This window comes from Pseudomonas sp. PDM22 (genome assembly GCF_014851965.1).
Taxonomy (GTDB): Bacteria; Pseudomonadota; Gammaproteobacteria; order Pseudomonadales; family Pseudomonadaceae; genus Pseudomonas.
The window spans coordinates 380892-407225 of the sequence record NZ_JACVAR010000006.1 but is presented as its reverse complement, the minus strand read 5'-3'; the positions used below and the strand labels follow the sequence as shown (position 1 = coordinate 407225).

The window sequence follows — 26334 nt, the reverse complement described above, 5'->3', positions numbered from 1 at the left end:
ACTAGGCCGATGGTTACTGGAGCCACGTCCCTCAGTCTGGTCCGCGACGAGCTGTTCGCGACGATGGAGGAGGCCGAGCAGAATCTCGAGCACTTCATCGCCGAGCGTCAGAACGGCAGCCTGCTGCAACATTCCGTCGATTGCCTGAGCCAGATTCGCGGCACGCTGAATCTCATCGAACTGGCCGGCGCCGAGCTGCTGGCGCAGGAAGCGCTGGACCTGGCCACCGACATTCCGACCGGGGTCAGTGAAGACCGCGACGGCCAGCTGGCAGCGCTCGGCAATGCGCTCTACGTGCTGCGCCGCTACCTGGAAAACCTCGAGGCGCACCGCCAGGAAATCCCCGAGCTGCTGCTGCCGGCGATCAACGATGTGCGCCAGGCCGCTGGCCAGCCCGCGCTGCCGGAGAGCTTCTTCTTCAGCGCGCGCCTGGACCTGCCACGCCCGCTGCGCGCCGTTACCGCACCGCAGGTGGAAGACCCGGCCCGCGAAGTCCGCCGTCTGCGGCAGATGTACCAGGTCGGCCTGGTCGGGCTGATCCGCGAACAGAATCTCTACCCCAGCCTCAAGCTCATGGGGCGCGCACTGGGCAAGCTCGACGTGCTGCTGGGCAGCGCCGCGCGCACCCGCCTGTGCTGGGTCGGCGCTGGCGCGCTGGAGTCGCTGGTGGACGCGCAGATGCTGCCGCGCAAGACGCGCAAGCAGGTGTTCTCGCGCCTGGACCGCGAACTCAAGCAGCTGATCGCCAACCCGCAGTACGAAGCGCCACGGCAGCTGCTCAAGGAGTTGCTGTATCTCACCACGCTGGCTGACACCAGCGGCGTGCGCGCGACCGAACTGCGCCAGGTGTTCGGCCTGGCACCGCTGCCGTTCACCGATCACCTGCTCGAAGACGAGTCGCAACGCCTGTCCGGCCCGGGCAAGTCGGTGATGCGCTCGCTGTCGGTGGCGATCCGCGAGGAACTCACGGCGGTGAAGGACCAGCTCGACCTGATCGAGCGCGGCGTGTCCCAGGCCGATGCGCTGGGCATCCTGCACACCCAGCTGGGCAAACTGGCCAAGACCCTGGGCATGGTCGGCCTGAATTCCGCCGCCACTTCGCTGCAGCACCAGCACGGCGTGGTCGCCGGCTGGGTCGCCAAGGGCTCGGTGGACGAGCCTGCCGCCCTCAACTCCCTGGCCGACGCGCTGCTCTACGTCGAGAGCATGGTCGGCAACCTGGAGCGTGGCGAGCGCATGAATGCGCGTCCGGCGCCGATGGGTGAGGATGACTCCTTCGCCGTGCACCAGCTCGCCGAAGCGCGCATTGTGGTGATCGACGAGGCTCAGGCGGGCCTGGCGTTGGCCAAGCGCGCGATCACCGCCTACCTGGAATCCAATGGCGACAAACTTCACCTGGCCAACGTGCCGATCAGCCTGCAGGCAGTGCGCGGCGGCCTGTGGTTCCTCGGCCAGGAGCGCGCGGCATTGCTCGTGGGCGCCTGTGCCGATTACATTCAGGGGCAGATGATCGAGACGACCCAGATGCCGTCCGAGCAGATGCTGGAAACCCTGGCGGATGCGCTGACCGGCCTGGAGTACTACCTGGAGGGTGGAGCCATGATGCGGCCTGAAGGCCAACCCGACGTCCTCGACGTCGCCAGCGAGAGCGTCAAGGCCCTGGGCCTGACGGTGGCAGCCTGATGCGCACCGGGCGCTGGGAGTCCTCGATGTTCGAGGTCGCTGCCAACGGCGGCTGGGCGCTTGCCCACTGCCAGCAGCAGTTCCTCGCCGACAGCAACGGCGTGCTGTTCCCCCGTGACTGGCTCAAGCGCCAGGATCTTTCGGTGCTGTCCGAACATGCTGTCGGCCAGTTCGACGGCGAACCGGTCTACCTGCTGGAAATCGACCGTACCGACCCGCTGGAAGGCGCCAGCTGGATCGGCCTGCGCCAGTTCATGATGCAGGCCGAGGAAGACATCTTCGCCATGCTCGGCTTCGCCAGCCAGATCGGCATCTGGTGGCGGCAGAACCGCTTCTGCGGCAGCTGCGGCCAGCCCAGCCTGCGTATGCCCCGCGACCGCGCCATGCACTGTGAAAGCTGCGGCATCCAGCGCTACCCGCTGCTGTCGCCGAGCATGATCGTGCTGGTGACCCGTGGCGATGAGGTGCTGCTGGCACGTTCGCCACGCTTCGTGCCGGGGATGTACAGCACCCTGGCCGGCTTCGTCGAGCCGGGCGAGTCGGTGGAGCACTGCGTTGCGCGCGAGGTGCGCGAAGAGGTGGGCGTCGAGATCGGCAATATCCGCTACATGGGCAGCCAGCCCTGGCCGTTCCCGCATTCGCTGATGTTCGGCTACCACGCCGAGTACGTCAGCGGTGAGATCGTCATGCAGCCGGACGAAATAGAGGACGCCCGCTGGTTCCACGTCGACGAGCTGCCGCGCCTGCCGGCCGAGCGCTCGATCGCCCGCTACCTGATCGAGGTCTACCTGGCGCGCCGCGCCGGTCGTCCCGATCCTGTCCTGCCCGGCGGCGCCTGATTCCAGGCGCCGCTCCGGCCTCCCTCAGGCCGCGGCGGTGAACCAGTGCTGCCAGGCCAGGCGCACGGTCAAGGCGAGTACCACCAGGATGAATACCGGACGGATGAATTTGGCGCCGCCGCCAATCGCCGTGCGCGCGCCGAAGTAGGCGCCGATCATCAGCGAACTGCCCATGCACAGGCCCATCAGCCAGACCACCTGACCCGAGGCGATGAACACCGCCAGCGCGACTATGTTGCTGACGAAGTTCATGCTGCGCGCCACGCCGCTGGCGCGGACCAGGTCGAGCGGGTACATCAGCAGGGTGCTGACGGTCCAGAAGGCGCCGGTTCCTGGGCCTGCCACGCCGTCGTAAAAGCCCAGTCCGAGGCCTTGCGGCCACTGGCGGCCCTGGGCGATTTGCGGATTGGCGTCCAGAGGCGCTTCGGGCGTCTTGCCGAACAGCAGGTACAGGCCGCAGCCGAAGACCACCACCGGCAGCATGCGGTTGAGCCATTCCGCCGGCATCAGGTGCGCGGCCCAGGCGCCGAGCGCGGCGCCGATGGCTGCGGCGATCAGGCCCTTGCGCCACTGGCGCGGCTGGAACAATTTGCGCCGATAGAAGGTGTAGCTGGCCACGGCGGCGCCGAAGGTCGAGCTCAGCTTGTTGGTGCCCAGCGCCAGGTGCGGAGGGACGCCGGCAGTGAGCAGGGCAGGGATGGTCAGCAGGCCACCGCCGCCGGCGATGGCGTCGATGAAGCCGGCAAGGAAGGCGACGCCGGCGAGAATGACGAGGGTGGTCGGGTCTACGACGAGTTCGAAGGGCATGGGGTTGGCCTTGATCGGGGGCCCGTGGCGCCACTCTCTCGTAAAGAATGGTGCGCGGGAAACGTTAACGGGCCCGAAAGCTGCGACGGTCTGGCTGGCCGTGCAGGTACGCGGTGCGCATAATGCCGGCATTTCTACGAGGAAGGAAATCATTCGATGCAGTACGACGGTCTGGCCTGGGTCGTTGCCTTCCTGGCGCTGTTGGCCCTGGTGGTAGCCGCCCGCATTCTGTTCGACCGTCACTGGTTCCTCGGCTGGCTGCGGGGTACGGCGGGCATGCTGTTCGTGGCCGTGGCCGCACTGGTGGCGCTGGTGGCCTGGGACCTGCGCAGCTACGACCCGCTACCGGCAGAGCGCCCGCTGGCGACGCTGAGCTTCCACAAGGTCGGTGAGCAGCGGTATGACGTGACGTTGCTGCAGGGCGATGACGAGCGTCGTGTTGAACTGGCCGGTGACCTCTGGCAACTGGATGCGCGGGTGCTGGAATGGAAAGGCCTGGCGCGGCTGATAGGGATGGCGCCGGGTTACCGCCTGCAGGACCTCAGCGGCCGATTCCTCGCCGTCGAGCAGCAGAGCCTGGGGCGCAAGGTGGCGCTGGCGGACGACGTGCTGGGTCTCGATCTGTGGCGATGGCTGCGCGACGGCCAGCATGACCTGCTGACCTTCGTGCCCAAGGCGGGCCGGGTGAACTACCTGCCGCTGGCCGACCAGGCTGTTTTCGCGGTGCGTTACGGGGCCGGCGGGCTGACCGCTGAGCCGATGAATGCGGCGGCGAACCAGGCTCTCAAGGATTGGCAGTGAGCCAGGAGCAACTGGTTTCCTCTGTGAAGTCTGTGCCGCCTCATTCCCTCACCCCAACCTTCTCCCAGCGGGAGAGGGGCAACTCGTGCCGGCTGGCACTGTGGTGTCATCCTGCACCAGACAGTCCCCTCTCCCGCTTGCGGGAGAGGGTTAGGGTGAGGGGCTTTTGATCTTGTCTGAGCGAGCCCAATCCTCACCAAAGAAAAAGGGAGCCAACCGGCTCCCTTTTTGGTTTCCGCGATAGCGCTTAGGCGAGGAATCCGCCATCCACGTTCAGCGTCACACCGGTGGTGTAGCTGGAGGCGTCGCTGGCGAGGTACAGCACGGCACCGGCCATCTCGCTCGGATCGGCCACGCGCTTGAGCGGGATGCGCTGCAGGGCGACGTTGCGAATGGCATCGTTGCTCACCAGCGCCGAGGCGAACTTGGTGTCGGTCAGGCCCGGCAGCAGGGCGTTGCAGCGGATGTTGAACTGCGCGCATTCCTTGGCGAAGACCTTGGTCATGCTGATTACCGCGGCCTTGGTTACCGAGTAGATGCCCTGGAACTCGCCCGGGGTGACGCCGTTGACCGAGGCGACGTTGATGATGCTGCCGCCGCCGTTGGCCTTCATCAGCTTGCCGCCTTCGATGGACATGAAGTAGTAGCCGCGGATGTTCACGTCGACGGTCTTCTGGAAGGCCGACAGGTCGGTGTCCAGCACATTGCAGAACTGCGGGTTGGTGGCGGCGTTGTTGACCAGGATGTCCAGGCGGCCGAACTGCTCGCGGATCTGTGCGAAGACGGCCTGGATCTGCTCCATCTCGCCGATGTGGCAGGCAATCGCGGTGGCCTTGCCGCCGGCGGCGACGATTTCGTCAGCCACGGCCTGGCAGCCGTCGATCTTGCGGCTGGAGACGATCACGTGGGCACCCTGCTGGGCCAGCAGCTTGGCGATGGCCTCGCCGATACCGCGGCTGGCGCCGGAGACGAAGGCGATCTTGCCTTCGAGGTCGAACAGTTGGGTCTTGGACATGGGAGTTCTCCTTGTTCTGGGGCGCCGTTACAGGCGGGACTTGCCGATGACCTGCAGGCTCACCTGTTCCAGCAGCTTGTTGGCGTGGATGAAGGTGGCGAAGCGCTTGTCCTGGGTCTGGCCGTGGAAGAAGCGGTAGTAGATCTGCTGCATGATGCCGGCCAGGCGGAACAGGCCGTAGGTGTAGTAGTAATCGAGGTTGTCGATCTGGATGCCGGCGCGCTCGGCGTAGTAGTCGGCGAACTGCTGGCGGGTCAGCATGCCCGGCTCGTGGCTGGGTTGGCGGCGGAGCATCTGCATCGGCTGCGGGTCGCCCGCTTCGATCCAGTAGGCGAGGGTGTTGCCCAGGTCCATCAGCGGGTCGCCGATGGTGGTCATCTCCCAGTCGAGCACGCCGATGATCTGCATCGGGTTGTTCGGGTCGAGGATGACGTTGTCGAAGCGATAGTCGTTGTGGACGATGCCCGGCTTGTGGTGGTCGGCCGGCATCTTCTCGCGCAGCCACACCTTCACCTGTTCCCAGGCCGGCGCGTCGGGGGTCAGGGATTTCTCGTAGCGATCGATCCAGCCGCCGATCTGACGCTGCACGTAGCCCTCGGGCTTGCCCAGGTCACCCAGGCCGCAGGCGTTGTAGTCGACGTTGTGCAGGTCGACGAACTTGTCGATGAAGCTCTTGCACAGCGCGGTGGTCTTCCCGGCGTCGAGGTTCAGTTCCTTGGGGAGGTCGCTGCGCAGGATGATGCCATTGACCCGCTCCATGACATAGAACTCGGCGCCGATCACCGACTCGTCGGTGCAGTAGGCGTACGCCTTGGGGCAGTAGGGGAAACCGTCCTTGAGCTGATTCAGGATGCGGTATTCGCGGCCCATGTCATGGGCGGACTTGGCCTTCTTGCCGAACGGCGGGCGGCGCAGGACCAGTTCCTGGTTGTCGTACTGGATCAGGTAGGTCAGGTTCGAGGCGCCGCCGGGGAACTGGCTGATGCGCGGCTGACCCTGCAGGCCGGGAATGTGGTCCTTGAGGAAGCCGTCGATCACGGCGGCATCGAGTTCTTCGCCTTCGCGGGAGCGGATGGTCTGGTCGGTCAACGACATGCTGGTCCCTTTCTTGTACGGGCTTTTACGAATCGTCCCCGCGAGGGCCCAGGGCTCCTGGCGAGGTGCGCGCAGGCCGGCGTCTGTATCTTGCCCGATGGGTCGCGGCAGGATCAGGCAAAGCAATGATGGCGCCGGGTGATCATTGGCTAATCTAATGTCAGGCCTTGCCCGTCACAAGCACACAAAGCCCTTATTGGCGTTCGTGTTGGACCCCGATCAAGCTGCCTGATCCGGGTATTGCAGCGGGGCGCGGGCATAAAAAAACCGGAGCCATGGACTCCGGTTTTTCGTGCTGCGCGGGCAGGTTTTCCTCGGATCAGACCGGGAACAGTTCGCCCAGCTTCATCGCCAGCATCATGTCGCCTTCGGCGCGCAGCTTGCCAGCCATGAAGGCCTGCATGCCGTCGGTTTCGCCGCTGGTGATGCCCTTGAGGGTTTCGCTGTCCATGATCAGGGTGACGTTGGGGGACTCGGCGTCGCCCTGTACGACCTGGCAGGTACCGTCCTTGACGACCAGGTAGTGGTTGTCGCCGTCTTCGATGTTGAACTGGAACACCAGATCCAGGCCGGCGGCCGCGCTGGCGTTGAACTTGCTCTGCATGGTGGAAACGATGTCAGCAACACTCATGGTTCTATTCCTTTTCTAGGTTTTCTCGCGCGACGCTCGCGTCGCAATGGGCCGGTACTCAACGATAGGTGATGAGTTCCGGCGCCCTCAACAGTTCCAGATGCACGTGACTGTTGAAGGAAGCCAGGGCCACTTCGCTGCCGCGGAACTTCAGGCGGTTGAGCGAGGTGTTGACGATCTGCCAGTTGAGTTCGAAGGCGTTCAGCGCCGGAATCCCGGTCACATGCTGGAGCACCGCGGTAATGGTGCCGCCGGAGGTGAACACGCCGATGTTGTCCTTGCCGCTGGCCGATTCCAGCAGGCGCTGGAGGCCGCCGTGCACGGTGTCGAGGAACTCGGCCCAGCTGACCAGGCCGTCCTTGTCGTGGTCGCCGGAAACCCAGCGGGCAATCACGGTGGAGAACAGGCGCTGGAACTCGGCGCGGTGGTCGGCAGCGTTGCGCATGATGTGCAGCGCCTGCGGCTCGATCTCGAGCAGGTCCGGCAGGTGCGCGCGGATCACGGCGTCGGCTTCGAATTCGTTGAAGGCGGAGTCGATTTCCAGGGTGGGGGTTTCGATCCCGGCTTCGTTCAGCCGGCCCATCACCGCTTCGGCGGTGTGGCGCTGGCGGCGCAGGTCGCCGGCCACGCAGCGATCGAAGCGCAGGCCCAGGCCGGCCAAGTGTTCGCCGAGGATTTGAGCCTGGCGTACGCCAGTGGCCGAGAGCACATCGTAGTCGTCGGCACCGAATGAAGCCTGGCCATGTCGAATCAGGTAGATGCTTCCCACGCGCAGTATCCCGGCAGGGCTGAAAGTTCCGGCGAGGTTATGAGGATCACCTGGGGCTGTCAACGAAAAAACATACGCTTGTTTGAATGGCATTCGCTGGACTGATGCAGCGGTTTGCCAGCGCTGGTGGCGGGCCTGCGGCGTGGGTATGCTTGCGGGATTCGCTGCGCTCGCCTGGCGGGCTCGACCAGAATTGTAAAAGGGGATGTGAGTGGAGTTTCTAGCGGATTACGCGGGTTTCCTGGCCAAGACCTTCACCGTGGTGGTGGCCATCGTCATCGTCCTGGTGGTGATCGCCGCACTGCGCGGCCGCGGTCGTCGCGGCGGCAGCGGGCATCTTGAAGTGCACAAGCTCAACGACTTCTACAAGGAATTGCGCGAGCGCCTGCAACATAGCGTATTGGAAAAGACCAAGCTCAAGGCCCTGCGCAAATCCGAGGCGAAAAGCCTGAAGGAAGCGAAAAAGAAGAAGGGCGGCGAGAAGAACCGCGTCTATGTGCTCGACTTCGACGGCGACATCAAGGCCTCGGCCACCGAGCAGCTGCGCCATGAAGTGACCGCGCTGCTGACCCTCGCCACCCCGCGTGACGAAGTGGTGCTGCGCCTGGAGAGCGGCGGCGGCATGGTCCACGGCTACGGCCTGGCGGCCTCTCAGCTGGCGCGCATCCGTCAGGCCGGCGTACCGCTGACCGTCTGCGTCGACAAGGTTGCAGCCAGCGGCGGCTACATGATGGCCTGCATCGGCGAACGCATCCTTTCCGCACCCTTCGCCATTCTCGGCTCCATTGGCGTGGTGGCGCAGCTGCCCAACATCCATCGCCTGCTGAAGAAGCACGACGTCGATTTCGAGGTGCTCACCGCTGGCGAGTACAAGCGCACCCTGACCGTGTTCGGCGAGAACACTGACAAGGGCCGGGAGAAGTTCCAGGAAGACCTGGAAACCACCCACGAGCTGTTCAAGCGCTTCGTTGTCCACTACCGCCCGCAACTGGCCATCGACGAGATCGCCACCGGCGAGGTCTGGCTGGGTCAAGCGGCGCTGGGCAAGAAGCTGGTCGACGAGCTCAAGACCAGTGACGAATACCTGGCCGAACGCGCTCGCGAGGCGGATGTCTACCAGCTCAGTTACGTACAGAAGAAGTCCATCCAGGAGCGCTTCGGCGTGGGCGTCAGCGGCGTGATCGATCGCGTGCTGGTGACCTGGTGGGACCGCCTGGGTCGCAGCCGCTTCTGGCAATGATCGTCGTCGGGCGCCGGGATCGCGCCCGTTCCAAATTCGAAAGAGGAGGGTCGAGATGAGTGCATTCAAGGCGTTGTGGGTCACGGAGAGCGCGCATGGCGTGTATGACCTGCAGGTGGCCGAGCGGCAGGTTGCCGATCTGCCGGCGGGTGAAGTGCTGGTGCGGGTGAAGTATTCCTCGCTGAACTACAAGGATGCGCTGTCCGCCAGCGGCAACCGTGGCGTCACCCGCAAGTACCCGCACACTCCCGGCATCGATGCTGCTGGCGTGGTGGAAGAATCCTCGGTGGGCGAATTCGCCGTTGGCGACGAAGTCATCGTTACCGGCTACGACCTGGGCATGAACACCCCTGGCGGTTTCGGCCAGTACATCCGTGTGCCCGCGGCCTGGCTGATCAAGCGCCCGCAGGGCCTGTCGCTGCGTGAATCGATGATCCTCGGCACCGCCGGCCTGACCGCCGCGCTGTGCGTCGACAAGCTGGAGCGCGCTGGCGTCACGCCGTCCGCGGGCCCGATCCTGGTCACCGGCGCCACCGGCGGCGTGGGCAGTATCGCGGTGATGCTGCTGGCGCAACTGGGCTACACCGTGGCCGCCGCCACCGGCAAGCTGGAGCAGGCCGAGCTGCTGAACCGCCTGGGCGCGCGGCAGATCCTCGACCGTGCCACCGTCTCCGATGGGGTCGACAAGCCGCTGCTGCGCGAGCAGTGGGCCGGCGCGGTGGACACCGTGGGCGGCGACATCCTGTTCAACGTGGTCAAGTCGCTGCAATACGGCGGCAGCGTCGCCTGCTGCGGCCTGACTGCCGGCGCCGCCTTCAAGGCCACCGTGCTGCCGTTCATCCTGCGCGGCGTGAACCTGCTGGGCGTCGACTCGGTAGAGCTGCCGCTGGTGGTCAAGGCGTCCATGTGGGACAAGCTGTCCCTGCAGTGGAAGCTCGACAACCTCGAAGCGGCGGTGCGCGAGGTCAAGCTCGACGACCTGCCCGCCGCCATCCACCAGATCCTCGCCGGCAAGCTGGTTGGCCGGGTACTGGTGACGCTGGACTGATCCTCCGATCGATGCCCGCGCCGGGCCTGGGTGTCAGCCCAGGTCCGGCAGCAGGTAGCCCGCCCACAGCGAATCGGCGAACTGGCTGCGGAAGAAGCCGAAGTGGCCGATGCGTTTCACGCCGATGTCCTCCGGGGCGATTCGCTTCACGGTCTTTGGCGAGCCACGGTAGAAGCCGTGCAGCGACTCGGTATTGCGGCCGGACATCATCTCGTCGTCGGTGAAGGAGATGGAGGTGATGGGCGTGCGCACCGATGAATACGCCTCGCGCACCGCACCGCCTTCCGCGCCCACCGCGTACTCCGGGTCGAGGCACCAGCGCCGCCATTGCTCGATCACCCCGCGCGGCAGGTCGCCGACCACGCCCAGGCGCTTGCCCGGGAAGTAGCCCAGCAACGGCGTGATGGTCGGTGCCAGGCAGTACCAGAGCAGCCAGGCCTTGTGCCGCAATCCCTTGGTGTTCTCGCGCCAGTAGCCGCTGCCGGTGGCGATGGTGAAGGCGCGCTGGATGCGTTCGTTGCCACGGACGAAGGGCAGGATCTGCCCGCCCAGGCTGTGGCCGATCCAGTACACCGGCAACTCGCCAGCGGCCTCGACCACGGCGTCGAGCATGGCGCTGCAATCGTGGTTGCCCCAGGCGACGACGTTGACGTCCAGGTCGCGCAGGTGGCCGGCGCGGGACTTGCCCATGCCTACGTAGTCGAAGGTCACGGTGAGGAAGCCGCGCTCTGCCAGCCAGTTGGCGAAGGCGGTGTAGAAGCGCTGCTCGACGCCCATGGCGGGGACGATCAGCACCGCTCCGCGGGCTTCGCCGGGTGGGTAGTACCAGTGGCTGGAGAGGCTGTGGCCGTTACCGTTGTCCAGGGGGCGGGGGAGCGGGGTGATCATGGCAGCGTCCCTCAGGCCTGGCTGACGTACATGGTGATATCGGCGCGGAAGACCTTCTTGTCACCGACATAAGCCAGCACCGGTACGGTGATGTCGCCTTCCTGGTTCCAGTCGATTGCCAGGCCGTCGGCCACGGCGCGGACGTCGCCTTCGGCCTTGGCCAGGTATTCCACGGTCATACCGCGGGGAATCCAGCGGCGACCCTTGGGGATCGACACGTCGGTCAGGGTACCGGCCACCAGTTCGGCGGCGTTGCACAGGGCGATGGCGTGCACGGTGCCGATGTGGTTCAGCACTTCTCGGCGCTTGGGGAAGGTGACTTCTGCATAGCCCGGACGCAGCTCGACGAACTGCGGGGCGATGGTAGAGAAGTAGGGGGCAACCTGGCCGATCATGGCGCTGAACTGCGCCGGGCCGGCCTGTTGGAACATCTGCAGCATCTGGCTCATGGTGGCTCCGCAGGCTGATGGGGTGGGCAAGCTGGGATTGAAGAGCTGTGATTGAAGAACTGTCATTGAAGAGCGGTGCGCGCCCAGGCAGTATACGAAGATTAGAAAGTAATTCTAGAAAATTATTCTAGAATTACTTTCTGGACCGAATTTCGATACAGGACCCCCATGGCCCGACCTTCCCGCAAAGACGACATCCTCCAGGCCGCGCTGGCCTGTTTCAGTGAATCCGGCGTGGACGCCACCACCATCGAGATGATTCGCGATCGCTCCGGTGCCAGCATTGGCAGCCTCTATCACCACTACGGCAACAAGGAGCGCATCATCGGCGCGCTGTACCTGACCGGCATCGGCCAGTACGCGGCGTTGCTCGACGCCGGGCTGGAGGAGGCGAAGAGCGCCGAGGCAGTGGTGAAGCTGTTCGTCACCTCCTACATCGACTGGGTCTCGGCCAATCCGCAGTGGGCTCGCTTCATCCTGCACAGCCGCGGGCGCGTGGAAGCGGGGGAGGTGGGCGAGGAATTGCGCGAGGCCAACCGCCAGCAGGGCCGGCGTATTGCCGAACTGCTGGCCGAACACCGCAAGGCGGGGGCGTTCAAGGCGCTGTCGGCGGAGTTGTTCAACTCCGTGGTGATTGGTCCGACTCATGACTACGCGCGCAACTGGCTGGCCGGGCGGACGCGGGTGGACCTGATCGAGTGCCGTGAGCAACTGGCGCAGATCGCGTGGGACAGCGTCCGCGCCTGATACCGTGGTCGCGCAATGGCACCCTGTAGGAGCGAGCCACTAGGGGGCTCGCCGAACCGTAGGGCGAATAACCTGGAACAGGTTATCCGCCGTTGTCCCGGCTGCGGATAACGCTGGCGCGATAGGCGCCCTGCGAGAAACCGTGCCGAGCAGAAATGAAAAAGCCCCGCAGTGCGGGGCTTTTTCCTGTCGCTGAATCAGGCGAGCTGACGGCGACGGAACAGCGGTTGCGGCTGGGTCACCGAGGTCTGGTAGACCTCGGAGAAGTCATCCAGACCGGCCAGCGCCGCTTGCGGGTCGCGGTCGGCGCGGATGGCGTAGGCGTCGAAGCCGCAGCTCTGCATGAAGAACAGCTGGTCACGCAGCACGTCGCCGATGGCGCGCACTTCGCCCTTGTAGCCGAAGCGCTCGCGCAGCAGGCGCGCGGTGCTGAAGCCGCGGCCGTCGGTGAAGGCGGGGAAGTTCACGGCGATGACCTTGAACTTGTCCAGGTCTTGCGCGATGGCTTCGGGCTCTTCGTCCGCGTCCAGCCACACGCCCAGGCCGCCGTCACGGCCGCGCAGCGCAGGGCCGTGTTCCAGCCACAGGTTCAGCGGGATGATCACGTCGTCGCAGTTGGGCACGGTCTCGAGGGTCGCGTCCTTGGGCAGCAGGTGCCAGCGATCGTCGACGACCTCGCGGTTCTTAATGATTCGCTGCATATACGCGCTCCTTGAAGAGGTCGATGCCGATGCGACGGTAGGTATCGAGGAAACGTTCCTCTTCGGTGCGCTGTTCCACGTAGACCTTGATGATCTTCTCGATCACGTCGGCCATCTGGTCCTGGGCGAACGACGGGCCGAGGATCTGCGCGAGGCTCGCCTCACGGCTGGCGCTGCCGCCGAGGGAGACCTGGTAGAACTCCTCGCCCTTCTTGTCCACGCCGAGGATGCCGATGTGGCCCACGTGGTGGTGGCCGCAGGCGTTCATGCAGCCGGAGATGTTGAGGTCGAGGTCGCCGATGTCGAACAGGTAGTCCAGGTCATCGAAGCGACGCTGGATGGCTTCGGCCACCGGCAGCGACTTGGCGTTGGCCAGGGAGCAGAAGTCGCCGCCCGGGCAGCAGATGAGGTCGGTCAGCAGGCCCACGTTCGGGGTGGCGAAACCGTTCTCGCGCAGTTCGCCCCAGAGGGTGAACAGCTGCGCCTGCTCGACGTCGGCGAGGATGATGTTCTGGTTATGGCTGTTGCGCACTTCGCCGAAGCTGTAGCGGTCGGCGAGGTCAGCGACCACGTCCAGCTGCTTGTCGGTGATGTCGCCAGGCGCCACGCCGGTGGGCTTGAGCGACAGGGTCACGGCGACGTAGCCGGGCTTCTTGTGGGCGAAGGTGTTGCGGGTGCGCCAGCGGGCGAAGCCGGGGTTCTCGGCGTCCAGCTGGGCGAGGGTGGCGTCCTGGTCTTCCAGGGCCTGGTAGGCCGGATCGACGAAGTGCGCAGCCACGCGCTGCAGCTCGGCGTCGGTCAGGGTGCTCGGGCCGTCCTTCAGGTTCGCCCATTCGGCGTCGACCTTCTGGGCGAAGACTTCAGGAGTCAGCGCCTTGACCAGGATCTTGATGCGCGCCTTGTACTTGTTGTCCCGACGGCCATAGCGGTTGTACACGCGCAGGATGGCGTCCAGGTAGGACAGCAGGTGCTGCCAAGGCAGGAATTCATTGATGAAGCTGCCGACGATCGGGGTACGGCCCAGGCCGCCGCCGACGGAGACGCGGAAGCCCAGCTCGCCGGCTTCGTTCTGCACCGCTTCCAGACCGATGTCGTGCACCTCGATGGCCGCACGGTCGCTCACGGCGCCGTTGACGGCGATCTTGAACTTGCGCGGCAGGTGGGCGAATTCGGGGTGGAAGGTCGACCACTGGCGGATGATCTCGCACCAGGGGCGCGGGTCCACGAGTTCATCGCGGGCGACGCCGGCGAACTGGTCGGTGGTGGTGTTGCGGATGCAGTTGCCGCTGGTCTGGATCGCGTGCATCTGCACGGTGGCCAGCTCGGCGAGGATTTCCGGCACGTCTTCCAGTTCCGGCCAGTTGTACTGGACGTTCTGGCGGGTGCTGATGTGCGCGTAGCCCTTGTCGTAGTCGCGGGCGATCTGCGCCAGCTTGCGGACCTGCCGGGAGGACAGCAGGCCGTAAGGCACAGCCACTCGCAGCATGGGCGCGTAGCGCTGGATGTACAGGCCATTCTGCAGACGCAGCGGGCGGAATTCCTCGCCGGTCAGTTCGCCCGCCAGGTAACGGTGGGTCTGATCGCGGAACTGCTTGACGCGATCTTCTACGATCCTCTGATCGTATTCGTCATATACGTACATGAATCATCCTGCTGTCAGGCTATAGCGCTCAGGGCGTATTGCGTATCCCAGCGCGCACGGCAACGCGCTCCACGCGGAGTGGGGCGCACGATACCAGTTCGGGAATATGCGCAAAAGTGATGTTTGAGTATATGGCGAGAACTTTCGGGTATAAGTCGCGCCAGGCCTGAAACACAGGCGGGACGGGGACTTGAAGCAGGACGGCCGTTGCTCCGTTGCGCCGCTTCGCCTGGCTATGGGCGGCGGCGCAACGGGAGCCGATCAGGCATCCCGGCCGTGGGCAGCGTCGCGCAGTTGTGAGGTGTCGACGCGGACGAAGATCGAGTCGCCGACGCAGGTCAGCACGTCCCCGGCGTAGACCTCGCAGATGATCCGGCTCTTGCGTCCGACTTCACCTTCTACATGGGCCTTCAGGGTCAGCGGCACGCCCATGGGCGTCGGCTTGATGTACTTGATACCGAGGTTGCCGGTGACGCAGTCGATGCGCGGCAGGCTGCCCGGCTCGCGGCCTTCGGCGCGGTAGTGGTAGGCCATGGCGGTCCAGTTCGAGTGACAGTCCACCAGCATGGCGATCAGGCCGCCGTAGACCAGTTCCGGCCAGCCGCAGTACTTGGCTTCGGGCAGGTGTTCGGCGACGACGTGGATGCCGTCCTCGTGCCAGCGGCTCTTGATGTGCAGTCCGTGCGGGTTGCTGCCGCCGCAGCCGTAGCAGACGCCTTCCGGCGCGACAGTGTCTTGCAGTGAGTCCACGTGCTTCATCCACTCGCTTGTTCTTATGGAGCCAGCAGCCTAACGGCATTTGCGCAGTGGCGGAAAGGGGCGGTTCCTTGAGCTGCGGGCCGGGCTGGTCTTAACTCTGGGCTGTGGTCCTTCAGCCAATAACGAGAAGATGGGGGAAGCATGAGCGAAGAAACGTCCAGCAAGACCAGCGACAGCGTCGTCGATGCCCGCGCCGCATTCATCCTGATCCTGCTGGTGGTCGCGACCGCCGTATTCTGGGTCAGCCACCAGTGACAGCGGTGCCGGCGGGTCGCGCTGCGGCCCGCCCGGTACCTCACTTCCCGGCCGGCTTTTCTACAGCCCGGCGAAATGCAGCACCAACTGCACCAGCCCGTAGAGCAGCAACACGAAGACCAGCGTGAAGAGAATGCCCATGGCGATGAAATGACTGGGCTTGCCGTGGGTGAAGTCGCGCGCGCGGTTGCGCCCGCTCTGTACGCCGAAGGCCGCGGCCAGCACGCTGTGGAGCATCTGCCAGAAGCTCGGCGGCTTGTTCTGTTGCTCGTCCATCGTTCGTCCTCCTTTTGCATCCAATCCTAGACGTTAGAGTTCGATCTGCGTCCACTGGCGCTTCTGCCACATCACCGCGAAGATCGCCGAGGCCAGCCCTCGCTGGAGTATCTGCATGCTCCAGATCGCCAGCAGCCCGCCGCCCAGCACCGGGCCGACCAGGTAGGCCAGCGGCAGGAAGAACAGCCACTGGTTGCCCAGGCTGACCGCCATCACCGTGCGCACGGCGCCTGCGCCCAGCAGCGCCTGGGTCAGTACCAGCGCGGTGGCATCGATCACCATGCCCATGCCGGTGAGCATCAGCGGCACCCGGCCCAGTTCGATCAGCGCAGGATCGCTGACGAACAGCCGCAGGATCGCCTCGGGGAAAATCCAGAACGGCGCGCCCAGCAGTGCCAGGCCGCAGGCCGCCACCTTCACCACGTCCCAGCCCCAGCGGTGCGCGCTGTCGAAGTCGCGCTCGCCCATGCTCTGGCTGACCAGCGTGGTGGCCGCCATGCCCAGGCCGACGCCGGGCAGGATCAGGAACAGCGCCAGGTTGATCAGCACGTGGGCCACTGCCAGCTCGCGGGTGCCGACCTGGGCGATGATCCAGAACAGCAGGGTGATGCCGGCGGCGAAGAAGAACTGCTGCAACGAGTTGGGCAGCGACAGGCGCAGCAGCGTGCGGATGTCCCTTTCGCTTGGCAGGCGCGGGTGGAAGCCCTGGGCGCGGGCGTCGCGCCAGGTGATCCAGGCGTAGATCAGCGAGCCGAGGTACAGCGCCAGCGTGGTGCCCAGGCCGCTGCCCACCGCGCCCATCCGGGGCAGGCCGATCAGGCCGTGGATCAGGCTGTAGCTGATCGCCGCGTTGGCCAGGTGCATCACCACCAGGGTGCGCATGTACATGCCCGAGCGCCGGGTGCCGTTCCAGTAGCCGCGGAAGGAGAAGTTCAGGCCGACGGCTAGCACCGACAAGGCGCGCCATTCGAAGTAGGGAATACCGACCGCGAGCACCTCGGGGTCGTTGGACAGAGCGCGGACAATGGGCTCGGCGAACAACAGGCAGATCAGCGTGATCGGCAGCGACAGGCCCAGCGCCACCAGCAGCCCGCAGTTCAACGGAGCGGCGAGCTCGGCGTTGCGGCCTTCACCCCGCCGGCGCGCCACCAGTGCCTGCACGCCTGCGCCCAGGCCCATCACCAGCGAGATGGCGACGAAGTTGGCGTAACTGCCGATGCCGACCCCGGCGAGGGACTTTTCCCCGAGGTGGCCGACCATGGCCGCATCCACCAGGTTAAGCAGGCTCTGACTGAGCATCCCGCCGATGATCGGCAAGCCCAGGCTGAGAATATTCTGGAACCGCTGGCGCTCTAGCATGGCGTCTCTGGGCAGTAAGCTCCGGCCTGTTCTGGACATCCGGCGGGCCCGTGCCGGTAGGGCTTCGCTGCAGGAAATCCTAGCCGAAGGGAGCGCTTCCCGCCCCCTTTTAGAACGGAATATGCCTACGAATATTGCGAAGTTGTTCCGGCGATATTTCCGATATTTGTGTGAGGCGCGTCACGTTTTTTCGCCTTGGCGAACGAAATCGGCGTACTACGCTGAGATTCAATTGACCAGGGCAAACCTGTGCGAAAGCCAGGGACGCAAAGCCACCGATCTACAGCCCGAAAGGGCCATGACCGCGGGGTTGCCAAGCAGGCCGGACGTTCGTCCGCGCCTTCTGCGAGCTTGCGCTCGGCATCTTCCAACGTCCCGGTGAGCCTCCTGATCAACCCGTGCAGGTTGATGGTGTTTGTTGGCCCAAGGGAGCGCGCCGATGAATCAGCCGTATCAGGTTCAATACACCTACGGGTTCGCCCGGATGGCGTTGCGGGATCAGGTGGTTTTCAAATCCATTGTCGGCCTGCTCAGCGGTCGCACGCTGGCGAGCTGGGCGTATGTCGATGGCCCGGCCGATCTGCTGGTCGAGGGGGAGGAAGGCGAGCCCCGCGTCCAGTTGCGCACCGCCGAAGGCGAGCCGCTCTGGGTCCATTGGCCACTGCGTGCCAGTGAAGTCTTCGACTGTCTTGAGCGCGCCGCCCGTGCCATCGGTCACCGGCCAGTGGAGACTCCTGGCGGAGCGCTGCGCCTGAAGCACTGGCCGGCGGCTTCCTTGCTCAAGGGTGAGCATCGCTACGTGCGCCTGGCCACACTGCTCTGCGCGCGGGCCATGAGCCTGGATGAGTTGTGCGAGCGCTCCGGCGTGCCGCGCCAGGTGGCGGAAAGCTTCGTCCGCCTGATGGACGCCCAGCAGATGCTTCAACCCGTCGAGGCCATGCCTGCTGCGCCCGCGCAGCAAACCGCAGCGCCCATCGGCCTGCTGGCGCGCATCCGTCGTCATCTCGGTCTGGGCGGTACTGCGGAGGCCAGCCGATGAGGGAATACAAGATCCTCTTCACCGGCACCATGGGCGCCGGCAAGACCACCGCCATCGCCGCGATCAGCGATATCGACCCGGTCAGCACCGATGTGCAGAACAACGACCCGAGCCTGGACAAGGCGCGCACCACAGTCGGCCTGGACTACGGCGAAGTGGTCCTCGGCCCGGAAGAGCGCCTGCGCCTGTACGGTACCCCAGGCCAGGCGCGCTTCGCCTTCATGTGGGGAATCCTCGCCCGAGGTGCGCTCGGGCTGGTGATCCTGATCGACAACTCGCGGCCAGACCCGCTGGGCGACCTGCGCGTCTACCTCGAAGGCTTCGCCGATTGTATCGGCCGCGCGCCCTGTGTGATCGGTGTCGGCCGCCTGCCGGGTAATCCCCATCCCGGCCTGGACGACTACGCCGCTGCCCTGGCGCAGGCCGGATACAGCTTCCCGGTGATCGAGGTGGACGTACGCGAAGCGGAGGAGGTGCGGCTGCTGCTCGACCTGCTCCTGCTGCAACTGGAATGCACGGCGGCCTGAGGCCTGACGTTCGCCACCGACTGGAGTCGACCATGGAACATGCCCTGATGAGCCTGCCGGAAAGACTGCGCCACGACGCCGAGCTGGCGCTGGACGAACTGGGCGCCAGCCTCGGCCGGCTGAGCGCGGCGGTGATTGCCACCACCGATGGTTTCGAAGTCGCCTCCCGCGCCGGCAAGGGGCTGGAGATTTCCAAGCTGGCGGCGATGGCCTGCTCGATCTCTGCCCTGGGTGCGATGGTCGGCCAGGAGAGCGAAGTCGGGCCGCACCAGAACGTGATCGTCGAGGCGAGCGAAGGCTACATCGTCATCGTCGACATCCCGCACCCGAGCCACCCGATGATCCTCAACCTGGTCGCCGACCGCGAGGAGATGCTCGGTCAGGTGCTCTACCAGGCAAAACGCACGGCAACACGGCTGGCGGATCTGTCGCTGGCCGGCTGAGACAAAAGGCTTCGCGGCGCGCGCGGCTGCGGGGTCCCTACAACAGGACGCGCACTCAAGGAGTAATCGCTATGGCAGCACTGCAACAATCGCTGGACGAACTGCTGAACCTGGATGGTGCCCTGGCGTCGGCCGTGGTGGATGCCAAGAGCGGCATGCTGCTCGGGCAGGCGGGTGGCGGAGTGGACCTGGAACTGGCGGCAGCGGGTAACACCGAGGTGGTCCGCGCCAAGCTCAAGACCATGAAGTCGCTGGCGCTCAACGATGTGATCGAGGACATCCTCATCACCCTGGGCCGCCAGTACCACATCATCCGCCCCATGGCGAAGCATGAAGGCGTGTTCATGTACTACGTGCTGGACAAGGTGAAAGCCAATCTGGCGCTGGCTCGGCGCAAGCTGCAGGAGGTGGAGGGGCAGATGGCGATGTAACGAAAAGGGCGGGGTGAAAGCGTGGGCTTGCCGGGGAGGCTTGCCCACGTTTCCTTTGGTGCGCGTATTACTCGAACAGACCGTGCCAGCAGTCGCTCAGCTCGCCCAGCTCGAAGGACTTGGCCCAGGACTGCTTTTCCAGCCACAGGCGGGTGGTCTCGCGGTCGGCTTCGGTCAGGCTGCCGACGGCGTTCAGGCACAGGTAGCCGGTGAACTCGCCGTCTTCGGTGGCGCCGCCGACGAAGACCCAGCCCTCGGACTCGACGAAGGCGATCCACTGGTCGAGCACGTCATCCAGGTCGCCGCTGTAGTTCACTTCCAGGCTGAAGCCGAATTCCTGGAACTCGGCCAGGCGCAGTTTCTTCAGCAGGCGGCGCTTGCGCGGTTTGGCCATCTGTTCGGGGGTGAGGTATTTCATTCGCATTGCTCTCGTCAGCGGAAGCCTGGCGGGTGGCCGGCTTCGGTCCGTTGTGGCCCGGGGGTACCCAGGATGGCGGGATTATCCCGCATCTGCGCCGCAAGTGCAGCGAAGGTTTTGCCCGGGCAGTTGCAAGCCCTGACGAGGATGTCGCGCCGGGCGGGCCCGGTCGCGACATGGGGTGCTCAGTTGTCGTAGCCCAGATTCGGCGACAGCCAGCGTTCGCTGGTAGTGATTTCCTGGTCCTTGCGCACGCTGTAGCGTTCGATCTGGTCCTTGTCGACCTTGCCCACGGCGAAGTACTGCGCCTGCGGGTGGGCGAAGTACCAGCCGCTGACGGCGGCGGCGGGGAACATGGCGAAGTGCTCGGTCAGGGTCACGCCGGACAGGCCCTTCGGGTCGAGCAGCTTGAACAGCGTGCCTTTCTCGGTGTGGTCCGGGCAGGCCGGGTAGCCGGGCGCCGGGCGGATGCCGACGTACTGCTCCTTGATCAGCGCCTCGTTGTCCAGGTGCTCCTCGGGCTGGTAGCCCCAGTATTCCTTGCGCACACGCTGGTGCAGCCATTCGGCGCAGGCTTCGGCGAGGCGGTCGGCCAGGGCCTTGACCATGATCGCGTTGTAGTCGTCGCCCTTGGCCTCGTAGGCCTTGGCCACTTCCTCGGCGCCGATGCCGGCGGTGGTGATGAAGCCGCCGACGTAGTCCTTCACGCCGCTGTCCTTCGGCGCGACGAAGTCGGCCAGGCTGAAGTTCGGCTTGCCGTCGGGCTTGATGGTCTGCTGGCGCAGGTGGTGCAGGGTAGCCAGCTTGTGGCCATCGTCACCGTAGACTTCCAGGTCGTCGTGGTGCACCTGGTTGGCCGGCCAGAAGCCGAATACTGCCTTGGCGCGAATGAGTTTCTCGCCGATCAGCTTCTTGAGCATCGCCTGGGCGTCGTTGAACAGGCTGGTCGCCGCTTCGCCCACGACTTCGTCGGTGAGGATGCGCGGGTACTTGCCGGCCAGGTCCCAGGAGATGAAGAAGGGCGTCCAGTCGATGTACTCGGCCAGCACGTTGAGGTCGATGTCATCCAGCACCTTGACGCCGGTGAAGCTCGGCACCGGCGGCTGGTAGCCGGCCCAGTCGAACTTCGGCTTGGCGGCGATGGCCTGTTCGTAGCTCAGGCGCTCGGTGCGTGCGCTGCGGTTGGCGGTGCGCTCGCGGACTTCCGCGTACTCCTCGCGCAGCTTGCGGGTGTACTCGGGCTTCATTTCCTTCGACAGCAGGGTGGTCGCCACGCCCACTGCGCGGGAGGCGTCGGTGACGTAGACGACGGCGTCGTTGCTGTACTGCGGGTCGATTTTCACCGCAGTGTGCGCCTTGGAGGTGGTGGCGCCGCCGATCAGCAGGGGCAGGTGGAAGTTCTGCCGCTGCATTTCCTTGGCGACGTGGACCATCTCGTCCAGCGACGGGGTGATCAGGCCGGACAGGCCGATGATGTCGCACTTCTGCTCGCGGGCGGTCTGCAGGATCTTCTCGGCCGGGACCATCACGCCCAGGTCGACGATGTCATAGCCGTTGCAGCCCAGCACCACGCCGACGATGTTCTTGCCGATGTCGTGCACGTCGCCCTTCACCGTGGCCATGAGGATCTTGCCCTTGGCCTCTGGCTTGTCGCCTTTCTCGGCTTCGATGAAGGGGATCAGGTGGGCCACCGCCTGCTTCATCACGCGGGCGGACTTCACCACCTGCGGAAGGAACATCTTGCCGGCGCCGAACAGGTCGCCGACCACGTTCATGCCGTTCATCAGCGGGCCTTCGATGACCTCGATGGGGCGCGCGCACTTCTGCCGGCACTCCTCGGTGTCCTCGACGATGAAGGTGGTGATGCCCTTGACCAGTGCATGCTCCAGGCGCTTCTCGACGCTGTGGCTGCGCCACTCTTCGTCTTCCACTTCCTTGACCGCGCCGCCGCCCTTGTAGTTGTCCGCGATTGCGAGCAAGGCCTCGGTGGCGTCCGGGCTGCGGTTGAGCACCACGTCCTCGACCTTGTCGCGCAGTTCTTGCGGGATCTCGTCGTAGATCTCCAGCTGGCCGGCGTTGACGATGCCCATCGTCAGGCCGTTCTGGATGGCGTAGTAGAGGAATACCGAGTGGATCGCCTCGCGCACCGGATTGTTGCCACGGAACGAGAAGGACACGTTGGACACCCCGCCCGAAGTCAGGGCGTAGGGGAGGTTGTCGCGGATGTAGGCGCAGGCCTCGATGAAGTCGACCGCGTAGTTGTTGTGTTCCTCGATGCCGGTAGCGACCGCGAAGATGTTCGGGTCGAAGATGATGTCTTCCGGCGGGAAGCCCACTTCGTTGACCAGGATGTCGTAGGAACGCTGGCAGATTTCTTCCTTGCGCGCCTGGGTGTCGGCCTGGCCGGCTTCGTCGAAGGCCATCACCACCACGGCGGCGCCATAGCGCTTGCACAGGCGGGCGTGGTGCTTGAACTGCTCGACGCCTTCCTTCATGGAGATGGAGTTGACGATGCCCTTGCCCTGGATGCACTTCAGGCCTGCCTCGATCACTTCCCACTTGGAGGAGTCGATCATGATCGGCACGCGGGAGATGTCCGGCTCGGAGGCGATCAGGTTGAGGAACCGGACCATGGCGGCCTTCGAATCCAGCATGCCCTCGTCCATGTTGATGTCGATCACCTGGGCGCCGGCTTCCACCTGCTGCTGCGCCACTTCCAGCGCTTCGGCGTAGTTCTCCTCGCGAATGAGGCGGGCGAACTTGGCCGAGCCAGTGATGTTGGTGCGCTCGCCGACGTTCACGAACAGCGAATTGCGGTCGATGGTGAACGGCTCGAGGCCGGACAGGCGGCAGGCGCGGGGGATTTCCGGAATCGCACGCGGCGCGTACTTGGCCACGGCCTTGGCGATGGCTTCGATGTGCCCAGGCGTGGTGCCGCAGCAACCGCCGATGATGTTGAGGAAGCCCGACGCGGCGAACTCTTCCACGACCACGGCCATTTCCGCCGGGGTCTCGTCGTATTCGCCGAAGGCGTTGGGCAGACCGGCGTTGGGGTGCGCGGAGACGTGGGTGCCGGCCTTGTTCGACAGCTCTTCCAGGTACGGGCGCAGCTCTTTCGCGCCGAGGGCGCAGTTCAGGCCGACGGAGATCGGGTTGGCGTGGCTTACCGAGTTCCAGAAGGCTTCGGTGGTCTGGCCCGACAGGGTGCGGCCGGAAGCGTCGGTGATGGTGCCGGAGATCATGATCGGCAGCTCGACGCCCAGTTCCTCATAGACGCCCTGCACGGCGAAGATAGCCGCCTTGGCGTTGAGGGTGTCGAAGATGGTCTCGATCAGGATCAGGTCCGCGCCGCCCTCGATCAGGCCGCGAGTCGATTCGCTGTAGTTCTCCACCAGCTCGTCGAAGGTGACGTTGCGGAAGCCCGGGTCGTTGACGTCCGGGGAGATCGAGCAGGTGCGGCTGGTCGGGCCGAGGACGCCGGCGACGAAGCGCGGGCGGTCGGGGGTTTCGGCGGTCTTGGCGTCGGCCACTTCACGGGCCAGGCGCGCGCCCTCGACGTTCATCTCGTAGGCCAGTTCCTGCATGTCGTAGTCCGCCTGGGACACGCGGGTGGCGTTGAAGGTGTTGGTCTCGAGGATGTCGGCACCGGCGTCGAGGTAGGCCTTCTCGATGGCCTGGATGACGTCCGGGCGGCTGAGCAGCAGCAGGTCGTTGTTGCCCTTCACGTCGCTCGGCCAGTCGGCGAAGCGCGCGCCACGGTAGTCCTCTTCCTGCAGCTTGTAGCTCTGGATCATGGTGCCCATGCCGCCATCGAGGATCAGGATGCGCTCCTTGAGGGCTTGCTGGAGGGCTTGCAGGCGTGCGGCACGGTCGATCATTGGAATTCTCGGAAAAAGGCGTGACGAAAGGTCGCTGATGATAACAAAGCTGCAGGAAATTTGACCGGGCGCGGTTTTACATGAAGATTCCTCATGTTCCGCCTTTGGTTGGAGCGCATTGCGCCGGTACTCCCGCTAGAATCCGCTCCATTCTGATGTCCGGAGTCCTTCATGTCCCTGCGAGCCCGTTTCACGTTGCTCATCGCATCCCTGGCGTTTTCGGCGCAGGCCCTGGCGGGAGGGCTGTCCTACACCAGGGACATCCAGCCGATCTTCACCGAGAAGTGCGTGGCCTGCCACGCCTGCTACGACTCGCCGTGCCAGCTCAACCTGACGGCCGCCGAAGGCGCGCAGCGCGGGGCGAACAAGCTGCCGGTCTACGACGGTGGGCGCAGCAAGGCGCAGGACCCGACGCGGCTGTTCCTCGACGCCCAGGGCGCGGATGCCTGGCGGCGCAAGGACTTCTGGTCGGTGCTCGACGGCCGCGGCAGCCAGGCGGCGCTGATGGCGCGGATGATCGACCTTGGACATGAGCATCCGCTGGTGCCCAACGCGAAGATCCCCGACGGGCTGGACCTGTCGATCAACCGCACCAACCAGTGCCCGACACCCGATTCCATCGACGACTTCGCTGCCAAAAATCCCCGCAGCGGCATGCCGTTCGCCGTCACCGGCCTGAGCGACAAGCAGTTGTCGACCATCAAGACCTGGCTGGCCCAGGGCGCGCCGGTGGACGAAAAGGCCTGGCAGCCGGGCGCCGGCGAGGCCGCGCAGATCGCCGACTGGGAAGCCTTCCTCAACCAGCCCGGCGCGCGCCAGAGCCTGGTGCAGCGCTGGATCTACGAGCACCTGTTCCTTGCCCACCTGTACTTCACCGAACGCGGCGAGCCGGGGCATTTCTTCCAGCTGGTGCGTTCGCGCACGCCCAGCGGCCAGCCCATCGACCCCATCGCCACGCGTCGGCCCAACGACGATCCGGGCAATACCTTCTACTACCGCCTGTGGCCCATTCAGGGCGTGATCGTGCACAAGACGCACATCACCTATCCGCTCAACGAGGCACGCCTCAAGCGCAACCAGGAGCTGTTCTATGGCAGCGACTGGAACACCGACAAGGTACCGGGCTACGGCCTGCAGCACCGCGCCAATCCTTTCGTGACCTTCGAGGCGATCCCGGCGCGGGCGCGCTACCAGTTCATGCTCGACAATGCCGAGTACTTTGTCCGCACCTTCATTCGCGGTCCGGTGTGCCGCGGGCAGATCGCCACCGATGTGATCCGCGACAATTTCTGGGCGCTGTTCCAGGACCCGGACCATGACCTTTATGTCACCGACCCGAAATTCCAGCACCAGGCCTCGCCGCTGCTGGCGCTGCCGGGGCAGATCGATGACGTGGGCGCCATGCTGTCCCAGTGGCGCTCCTACCGCGACAAGCGCAACCAGTACGAAGAGCTGCGCCAGGACGTCTACGACGATGCGCCGACGCCGACCTGGGCCGATATCTGGGCCGGCAACGACAATGCCGTGCTGAGCATCTTCCGCCAGTACGACAGCGCTTCGGTGCGCAAGGGCCTGATCGGCGGCGTGCCGCAGACCATCTGGTGGCTCGACTACCCGCTGCTGGAGCGCACCTACTACGGGCTGGTGGTGAACTTCGACGTGTTCGGCAACGTCGCCCACCAGGCGCAGACGCGGTTGTACTTCGACCTGATCCGCAACGGCGCCGAACAGAACTTCCTGCGGCTGATGCCTGTCGGTGCACGCAAGAAGCTGCTCGACGACTGGTACCAGAACAGCGGGAAAATCAAGATGTGGGCCGACTACTACAGCAATGACAGTGACCAGCCGACCGGCCTGTTCCTGCCGGAGAAAGGCGCCAAGCTGGCCTTCGCCAAGCAGTTGCTGAAGAACTACGTGGCGCTCAATGCGCGGCCCGACCCGATCAACCTGTGTGAGAACGGTGCCTGCTACCGCAACACCGTGGCGGCGCCGCTGCAGGACGCCGAGCAGGCCTTCAGCCGGCTGGTCAGCCGACCGGCCGCCGGGTTGCCGGTGATCGACCAGTTCCCCGAGGCGACCATCCTGCGTGTGGAACTGCCGGACGGGCAGCGTGAGATCTACACCGTGCTGCGCAACCGCGCGCACAGCAACGTCGCTTTCATTGCGGGCGAATCCCTGCGCTACCAGCCGGGGCTGGACACCCTGACCATCTACCCCGGCGTGCTGTCGAGCTACCCGAACTTCATGTTCAACCTGAAGGCCGCCGAGGTGAGCGATTTCGTCGCCGCGCTGGAGCAGGTGAAGAGCGCGGCGGACTTCGAGAAGGTCGCCGACCGCTGGGGCATTCGCCGCAGCCACCCGCAGTTCTGGTTCTACTTCCATGACCTGGACGCTTACCTGCGCGAAACCGAGCCGGTGGAAGCGGGCGTGCTGGACATGAACCGCTACGAGAACCTTTGACCGGTACGCTCTTTGTAGGAACGGCCCATGCCCGTGATCGCGGGCATGGGCCAGGCGCCCCCGCCCATCCTGCAGGGAGTTACCTGCTGTCGATCCAGCTGCGAATTATTCCTACTAAAACGGTAGGGCTTTAT

At 65.1% G+C, this 26334-nt stretch carries 25 protein-coding genes and 1 riboswitch; of the genes, 11 read left to right on the top strand and 14 right to left on the bottom strand.

What is annotated here, in order from left to right:
• The first annotated feature begins 9 nt into the window (after positions 1–9).
• Both IB255_RS22450 and nudC read left to right on the top strand, forming a co-directional pair.
• Positions 10–1683 (top strand): ferrous iron transporter B, encoded by a 1674-nt coding sequence (locus IB255_RS22450; protein WP_081516537.1) that lies wholly within the window; start codon positions 10–12, stop codon positions 1681–1683.
• Positions 1683–2522 carry an NAD(+) diphosphatase gene (nudC, locus tag IB255_RS22445; RefSeq protein WP_138216319.1) on the top strand — a complete coding sequence of 280 codons (840 nt, stop codon included), beginning with the start codon at positions 1683–1685 and terminating at the stop codon, positions 2520–2522. The genes IB255_RS22450 and nudC overlap by 1 nt, the downstream gene beginning before the upstream one ends.
• Before the next feature lie 24 nt (positions 2523–2546).
• Here nudC and IB255_RS22440 read toward each other — a convergent pair whose 3' ends face one another.
• Positions 2547–3329, bottom strand: coding sequence for a TSUP family transporter (locus IB255_RS22440; RefSeq protein ID WP_192210881.1), 783 nt, complete (start codon positions 3327–3329; stop codon positions 2547–2549).
• A 156-nt stretch (positions 3330–3485) separates the two neighbouring features.
• Between IB255_RS22440 and IB255_RS22435 the strand changes: the two genes are divergently transcribed.
• On the top strand, positions 3486–4130 hold the full coding sequence (locus IB255_RS22435) for a hypothetical protein (protein ID WP_081516540.1): 645 nt from the start codon (positions 3486–3488) through the stop codon (positions 4128–4130).
• A gap of 247 nt (positions 4131–4377) precedes the next feature.
• On the opposite strand, the gene IB255_RS22430 is transcribed toward IB255_RS22435, so the two are convergent.
• The 4 genes from IB255_RS22430 to IB255_RS22415 form a co-directional block, all read right to left on the bottom strand.
• Positions 4378–5145, bottom strand: coding sequence for an SDR family oxidoreductase (locus IB255_RS22430; RefSeq protein WP_045208354.1), 768 nt, complete (start codon positions 5143–5145; stop codon positions 4378–4380).
• A gap of 27 nt (positions 5146–5172) precedes the next feature.
• Positions 5173–6240, bottom strand: a complete 1068-nt coding sequence (locus IB255_RS22425) for a phosphotransferase family protein (protein ID WP_081516541.1) — start codon at positions 6238–6240, stop codon at positions 5173–5175.
• 319 nt (positions 6241–6559) lie between these two features.
• Positions 6560–6871 carry an SCP2 sterol-binding domain-containing protein gene (locus IB255_RS22420; RefSeq protein ID WP_081516542.1) on the bottom strand — a complete coding sequence of 104 codons (312 nt, stop codon included), beginning with the start codon at positions 6869–6871 and terminating at the stop codon, positions 6560–6562.
• A gap of 58 nt (positions 6872–6929) precedes the next feature.
• Positions 6930–7640 (bottom strand): histidine phosphatase family protein, encoded by a 711-nt coding sequence (locus IB255_RS22415; RefSeq protein WP_081516543.1) that lies wholly within the window; start codon positions 7638–7640, stop codon positions 6930–6932.
• 211 nt (positions 7641–7851) lie between these two features.
• Between IB255_RS22415 and sohB the strand changes: the two genes are divergently transcribed.
• Positions 7852–8880, top strand: a complete 1029-nt coding sequence (gene sohB / locus IB255_RS22410; protein WP_081516544.1) for a protease SohB — start codon at positions 7852–7854, stop codon at positions 8878–8880.
• 55 nt (positions 8881–8935) lie between these two features.
• Positions 8936–9928, top strand: coding sequence for a YhdH/YhfP family quinone oxidoreductase (locus tag IB255_RS22405; RefSeq protein WP_081516545.1), 993 nt, complete (start codon positions 8936–8938; stop codon positions 9926–9928).
• A 33-nt stretch (positions 9929–9961) separates the two neighbouring features.
• Here IB255_RS22405 and IB255_RS22400 read toward each other — a convergent pair whose 3' ends face one another.
• On the bottom strand, positions 9962–10816 hold the full coding sequence (locus IB255_RS22400) for an alpha/beta fold hydrolase (protein ID WP_081516546.1): 855 nt from the start codon (positions 10814–10816) through the stop codon (positions 9962–9964).
• Between the two features lie 11 nt (positions 10817–10827).
• Complete coding sequence (locus IB255_RS22395) at positions 10828–11265, bottom strand: hotdog fold domain-containing protein (protein WP_081516547.1); 438 nt, start codon at positions 11263–11265, stop codon at positions 10828–10830.
• 168 nt (positions 11266–11433) lie between these two features.
• Between IB255_RS22395 and IB255_RS22390 the strand changes: the two genes are divergently transcribed.
• On the top strand, positions 11434–12012 hold the full coding sequence (locus IB255_RS22390; RefSeq protein ID WP_081516548.1) for a TetR/AcrR family transcriptional regulator: 579 nt from the start codon (positions 11434–11436) through the stop codon (positions 12010–12012).
• A gap of 197 nt (positions 12013–12209) precedes the next feature.
• Here IB255_RS22390 and IB255_RS22385 read toward each other — a convergent pair whose 3' ends face one another.
• The 5 genes from IB255_RS22385 to IB255_RS22365 form a co-directional block, all read right to left on the bottom strand.
• Complete coding sequence (locus IB255_RS22385) at positions 12210–12713, bottom strand: DUF934 domain-containing protein (protein WP_081516549.1); 504 nt, start codon at positions 12711–12713, stop codon at positions 12210–12212.
• Positions 12697–14355, bottom strand: coding sequence for a nitrite/sulfite reductase (locus IB255_RS22380; RefSeq protein WP_081516550.1), 1659 nt, complete (start codon positions 14353–14355; stop codon positions 12697–12699). Before IB255_RS22380 ends, IB255_RS22385 begins: the two co-directional genes overlap by 17 nt.
• 261 nt (positions 14356–14616) lie before the next feature.
• Positions 14617–15114 (bottom strand): PaaI family thioesterase, encoded by a 498-nt coding sequence (locus tag IB255_RS22375; protein WP_081516551.1) that lies wholly within the window; start codon positions 15112–15114, stop codon positions 14617–14619.
• Between the two features lie 315 nt (positions 15115–15429).
• Positions 15430–15645, bottom strand: coding sequence for a DUF2970 domain-containing protein (locus tag IB255_RS22370; RefSeq protein WP_045208331.1), 216 nt, complete (start codon positions 15643–15645; stop codon positions 15430–15432).
• Between the two features lie 33 nt (positions 15646–15678).
• Positions 15679–17004 carry an MATE family efflux transporter gene (locus IB255_RS22365; RefSeq protein ID WP_081516552.1) on the bottom strand — a complete coding sequence of 442 codons (1326 nt, stop codon included), beginning with the start codon at positions 17002–17004 and terminating at the stop codon, positions 15679–15681.
• Between the two features lie 230 nt (positions 17005–17234).
• Positions 17235–17322: riboswitch (cyclic di-GMP riboswitch) on the top strand.
• A gap of 121 nt (positions 17323–17443) precedes the next feature.
• On the opposite strand from IB255_RS22365, the gene IB255_RS22360 reads away from it, so the two are divergent.
• The 4 genes from IB255_RS22360 to IB255_RS22345 all read left to right on the top strand — a co-directional run bounded on the left by IB255_RS22360 (position 17444) and on the right by IB255_RS22345 (position 19444).
• Positions 17444–18043, top strand: a complete 600-nt coding sequence (locus tag IB255_RS22360) for a hypothetical protein (protein ID WP_081516553.1) — start codon at positions 17444–17446, stop codon at positions 18041–18043.
• On the top strand, positions 18040–18570 hold the full coding sequence (locus IB255_RS22355; RefSeq protein WP_081516554.1) for a GTP-binding protein: 531 nt from the start codon (positions 18040–18042) through the stop codon (positions 18568–18570). Before IB255_RS22360 ends, IB255_RS22355 begins: the two co-directional genes overlap by 4 nt.
• Before the next feature lie 32 nt (positions 18571–18602).
• Positions 18603–19013, top strand: a complete 411-nt coding sequence (locus IB255_RS22350; protein ID WP_081516555.1) for a roadblock/LC7 domain-containing protein — start codon at positions 18603–18605, stop codon at positions 19011–19013.
• Between the two features lie 71 nt (positions 19014–19084).
• On the top strand, positions 19085–19444 hold the full coding sequence (locus IB255_RS22345; protein ID WP_081516556.1) for a hypothetical protein: 360 nt from the start codon (positions 19085–19087) through the stop codon (positions 19442–19444).
• 67 nt (positions 19445–19511) lie between these two features.
• Here IB255_RS22345 and IB255_RS22340 read toward each other — a convergent pair whose 3' ends face one another.
• Together IB255_RS22340 and metH are read right to left on the bottom strand one after the other, a co-directional pair.
• Positions 19512–19862 (bottom strand): 50S ribosome-binding protein YggL, encoded by a 351-nt coding sequence (locus IB255_RS22340; RefSeq protein ID WP_081516557.1) that lies wholly within the window; start codon positions 19860–19862, stop codon positions 19512–19514.
• A gap of 185 nt (positions 19863–20047) precedes the next feature.
• On the bottom strand, positions 20048–23740 hold the full coding sequence (metH, locus tag IB255_RS22335) for a methionine synthase (RefSeq protein WP_081516558.1): 3693 nt from the start codon (positions 23738–23740) through the stop codon (positions 20048–20050).
• A gap of 171 nt (positions 23741–23911) precedes the next feature.
• On the opposite strand from metH, the gene IB255_RS22330 reads away from it, so the two are divergent.
• Positions 23912–26200, top strand: a complete 2289-nt coding sequence (locus IB255_RS22330) for a fatty acid cis/trans isomerase (protein ID WP_139791487.1) — start codon at positions 23912–23914, stop codon at positions 26198–26200.
• Positions 26201–26334: the final 134 nt, after the last annotated feature.

Bases quoted from the DNA above. Each gene is read 5' to 3' on its own strand.
- IB255_RS22430 (WP_045208354.1), bottom strand. From the start codon at position 5,145: ATGTCCAAGACCCAACTGTTCGACCTCGAAGGCAAGATCGCCTTCGTC.
- IB255_RS22350 (WP_081516555.1), top strand. From the start codon at position 18,603: ATGGAACATGCCCTGATGAGCCTGCCGGAAAGACTGCGCCACGACGCC.
- IB255_RS22370 (WP_045208331.1), bottom strand. From the start codon at position 15,645: ATGGACGAGCAACAGAACAAGCCGCCGAGCTTCTGGCAGATGCTCCAC.
- IB255_RS22365 (WP_081516552.1), bottom strand. From the start codon at position 17,004: ATGCTAGAGCGCCAGCGGTTCCAGAATATTCTCAGCCTGGGCTTGCCG.
- IB255_RS22420 (WP_081516542.1), bottom strand. From the start codon at position 6,871: ATGAGTGTTGCTGACATCGTTTCCACCATGCAGAGCAAGTTCAACGCC.
- IB255_RS22440 (WP_192210881.1), bottom strand. From the start codon at position 3,329: ATGCCCTTCGAACTCGTCGTAGACCCGACCACCCTCGTCATTCTCGCC.
- IB255_RS22345 (WP_081516556.1), top strand. From the start codon at position 19,085: ATGGCAGCACTGCAACAATCGCTGGACGAACTGCTGAACCTGGATGGT.
- IB255_RS22435 (WP_081516540.1), top strand. From the start codon at position 3,486: ATGCAGTACGACGGTCTGGCCTGGGTCGTTGCCTTCCTGGCGCTGTTG.
- IB255_RS22390 (WP_081516548.1), top strand. From the start codon at position 11,434: ATGGCCCGACCTTCCCGCAAAGACGACATCCTCCAGGCCGCGCTGGCC.
- IB255_RS22400 (WP_081516546.1), bottom strand. From the start codon at position 10,816: ATGATCACCCCGCTCCCCCGCCCCCTGGACAACGGTAACGGCCACAGC.
- IB255_RS22450 (WP_081516537.1), top strand. From the start codon at position 10: ATGGTTACTGGAGCCACGTCCCTCAGTCTGGTCCGCGACGAGCTGTTC.
- IB255_RS22385 (WP_081516549.1), bottom strand. From the start codon at position 12,713: ATGCAGCGAATCATTAAGAACCGCGAGGTCGTCGACGATCGCTGGCAC.
- IB255_RS22395 (WP_081516547.1), bottom strand. From the start codon at position 11,265: ATGAGCCAGATGCTGCAGATGTTCCAACAGGCCGGCCCGGCGCAGTTC.
- IB255_RS22330 (WP_139791487.1), top strand. From the start codon at position 23,912: ATGTCCCTGCGAGCCCGTTTCACGTTGCTCATCGCATCCCTGGCGTTT.
- IB255_RS22425 (WP_081516541.1), bottom strand. From the start codon at position 6,240: ATGTCGTTGACCGACCAGACCATCCGCTCCCGCGAAGGCGAAGAACTC.
- IB255_RS22380 (WP_081516550.1), bottom strand. From the start codon at position 14,355: ATGTACGTATATGACGAATACGATCAGAGGATCGTAGAAGATCGCGTC.
- IB255_RS22340 (WP_081516557.1), bottom strand. From the start codon at position 19,862: ATGAAATACCTCACCCCCGAACAGATGGCCAAACCGCGCAAGCGCCGC.
- IB255_RS22360 (WP_081516553.1), top strand. From the start codon at position 17,444: ATGAATCAGCCGTATCAGGTTCAATACACCTACGGGTTCGCCCGGATG.
- IB255_RS22355 (WP_081516554.1), top strand. From the start codon at position 18,040: ATGAGGGAATACAAGATCCTCTTCACCGGCACCATGGGCGCCGGCAAG.
- IB255_RS22375 (WP_081516551.1), bottom strand. From the start codon at position 15,114: ATGAAGCACGTGGACTCACTGCAAGACACTGTCGCGCCGGAAGGCGTC.
- IB255_RS22405 (WP_081516545.1), top strand. From the start codon at position 8,936: ATGAGTGCATTCAAGGCGTTGTGGGTCACGGAGAGCGCGCATGGCGTG.
- nudC (WP_138216319.1), top strand. From the start codon at position 1,683: ATGCGCACCGGGCGCTGGGAGTCCTCGATGTTCGAGGTCGCTGCCAAC.
- metH (WP_081516558.1), bottom strand. From the start codon at position 23,740: ATGATCGACCGTGCCGCACGCCTGCAAGCCCTCCAGCAAGCCCTCAAG.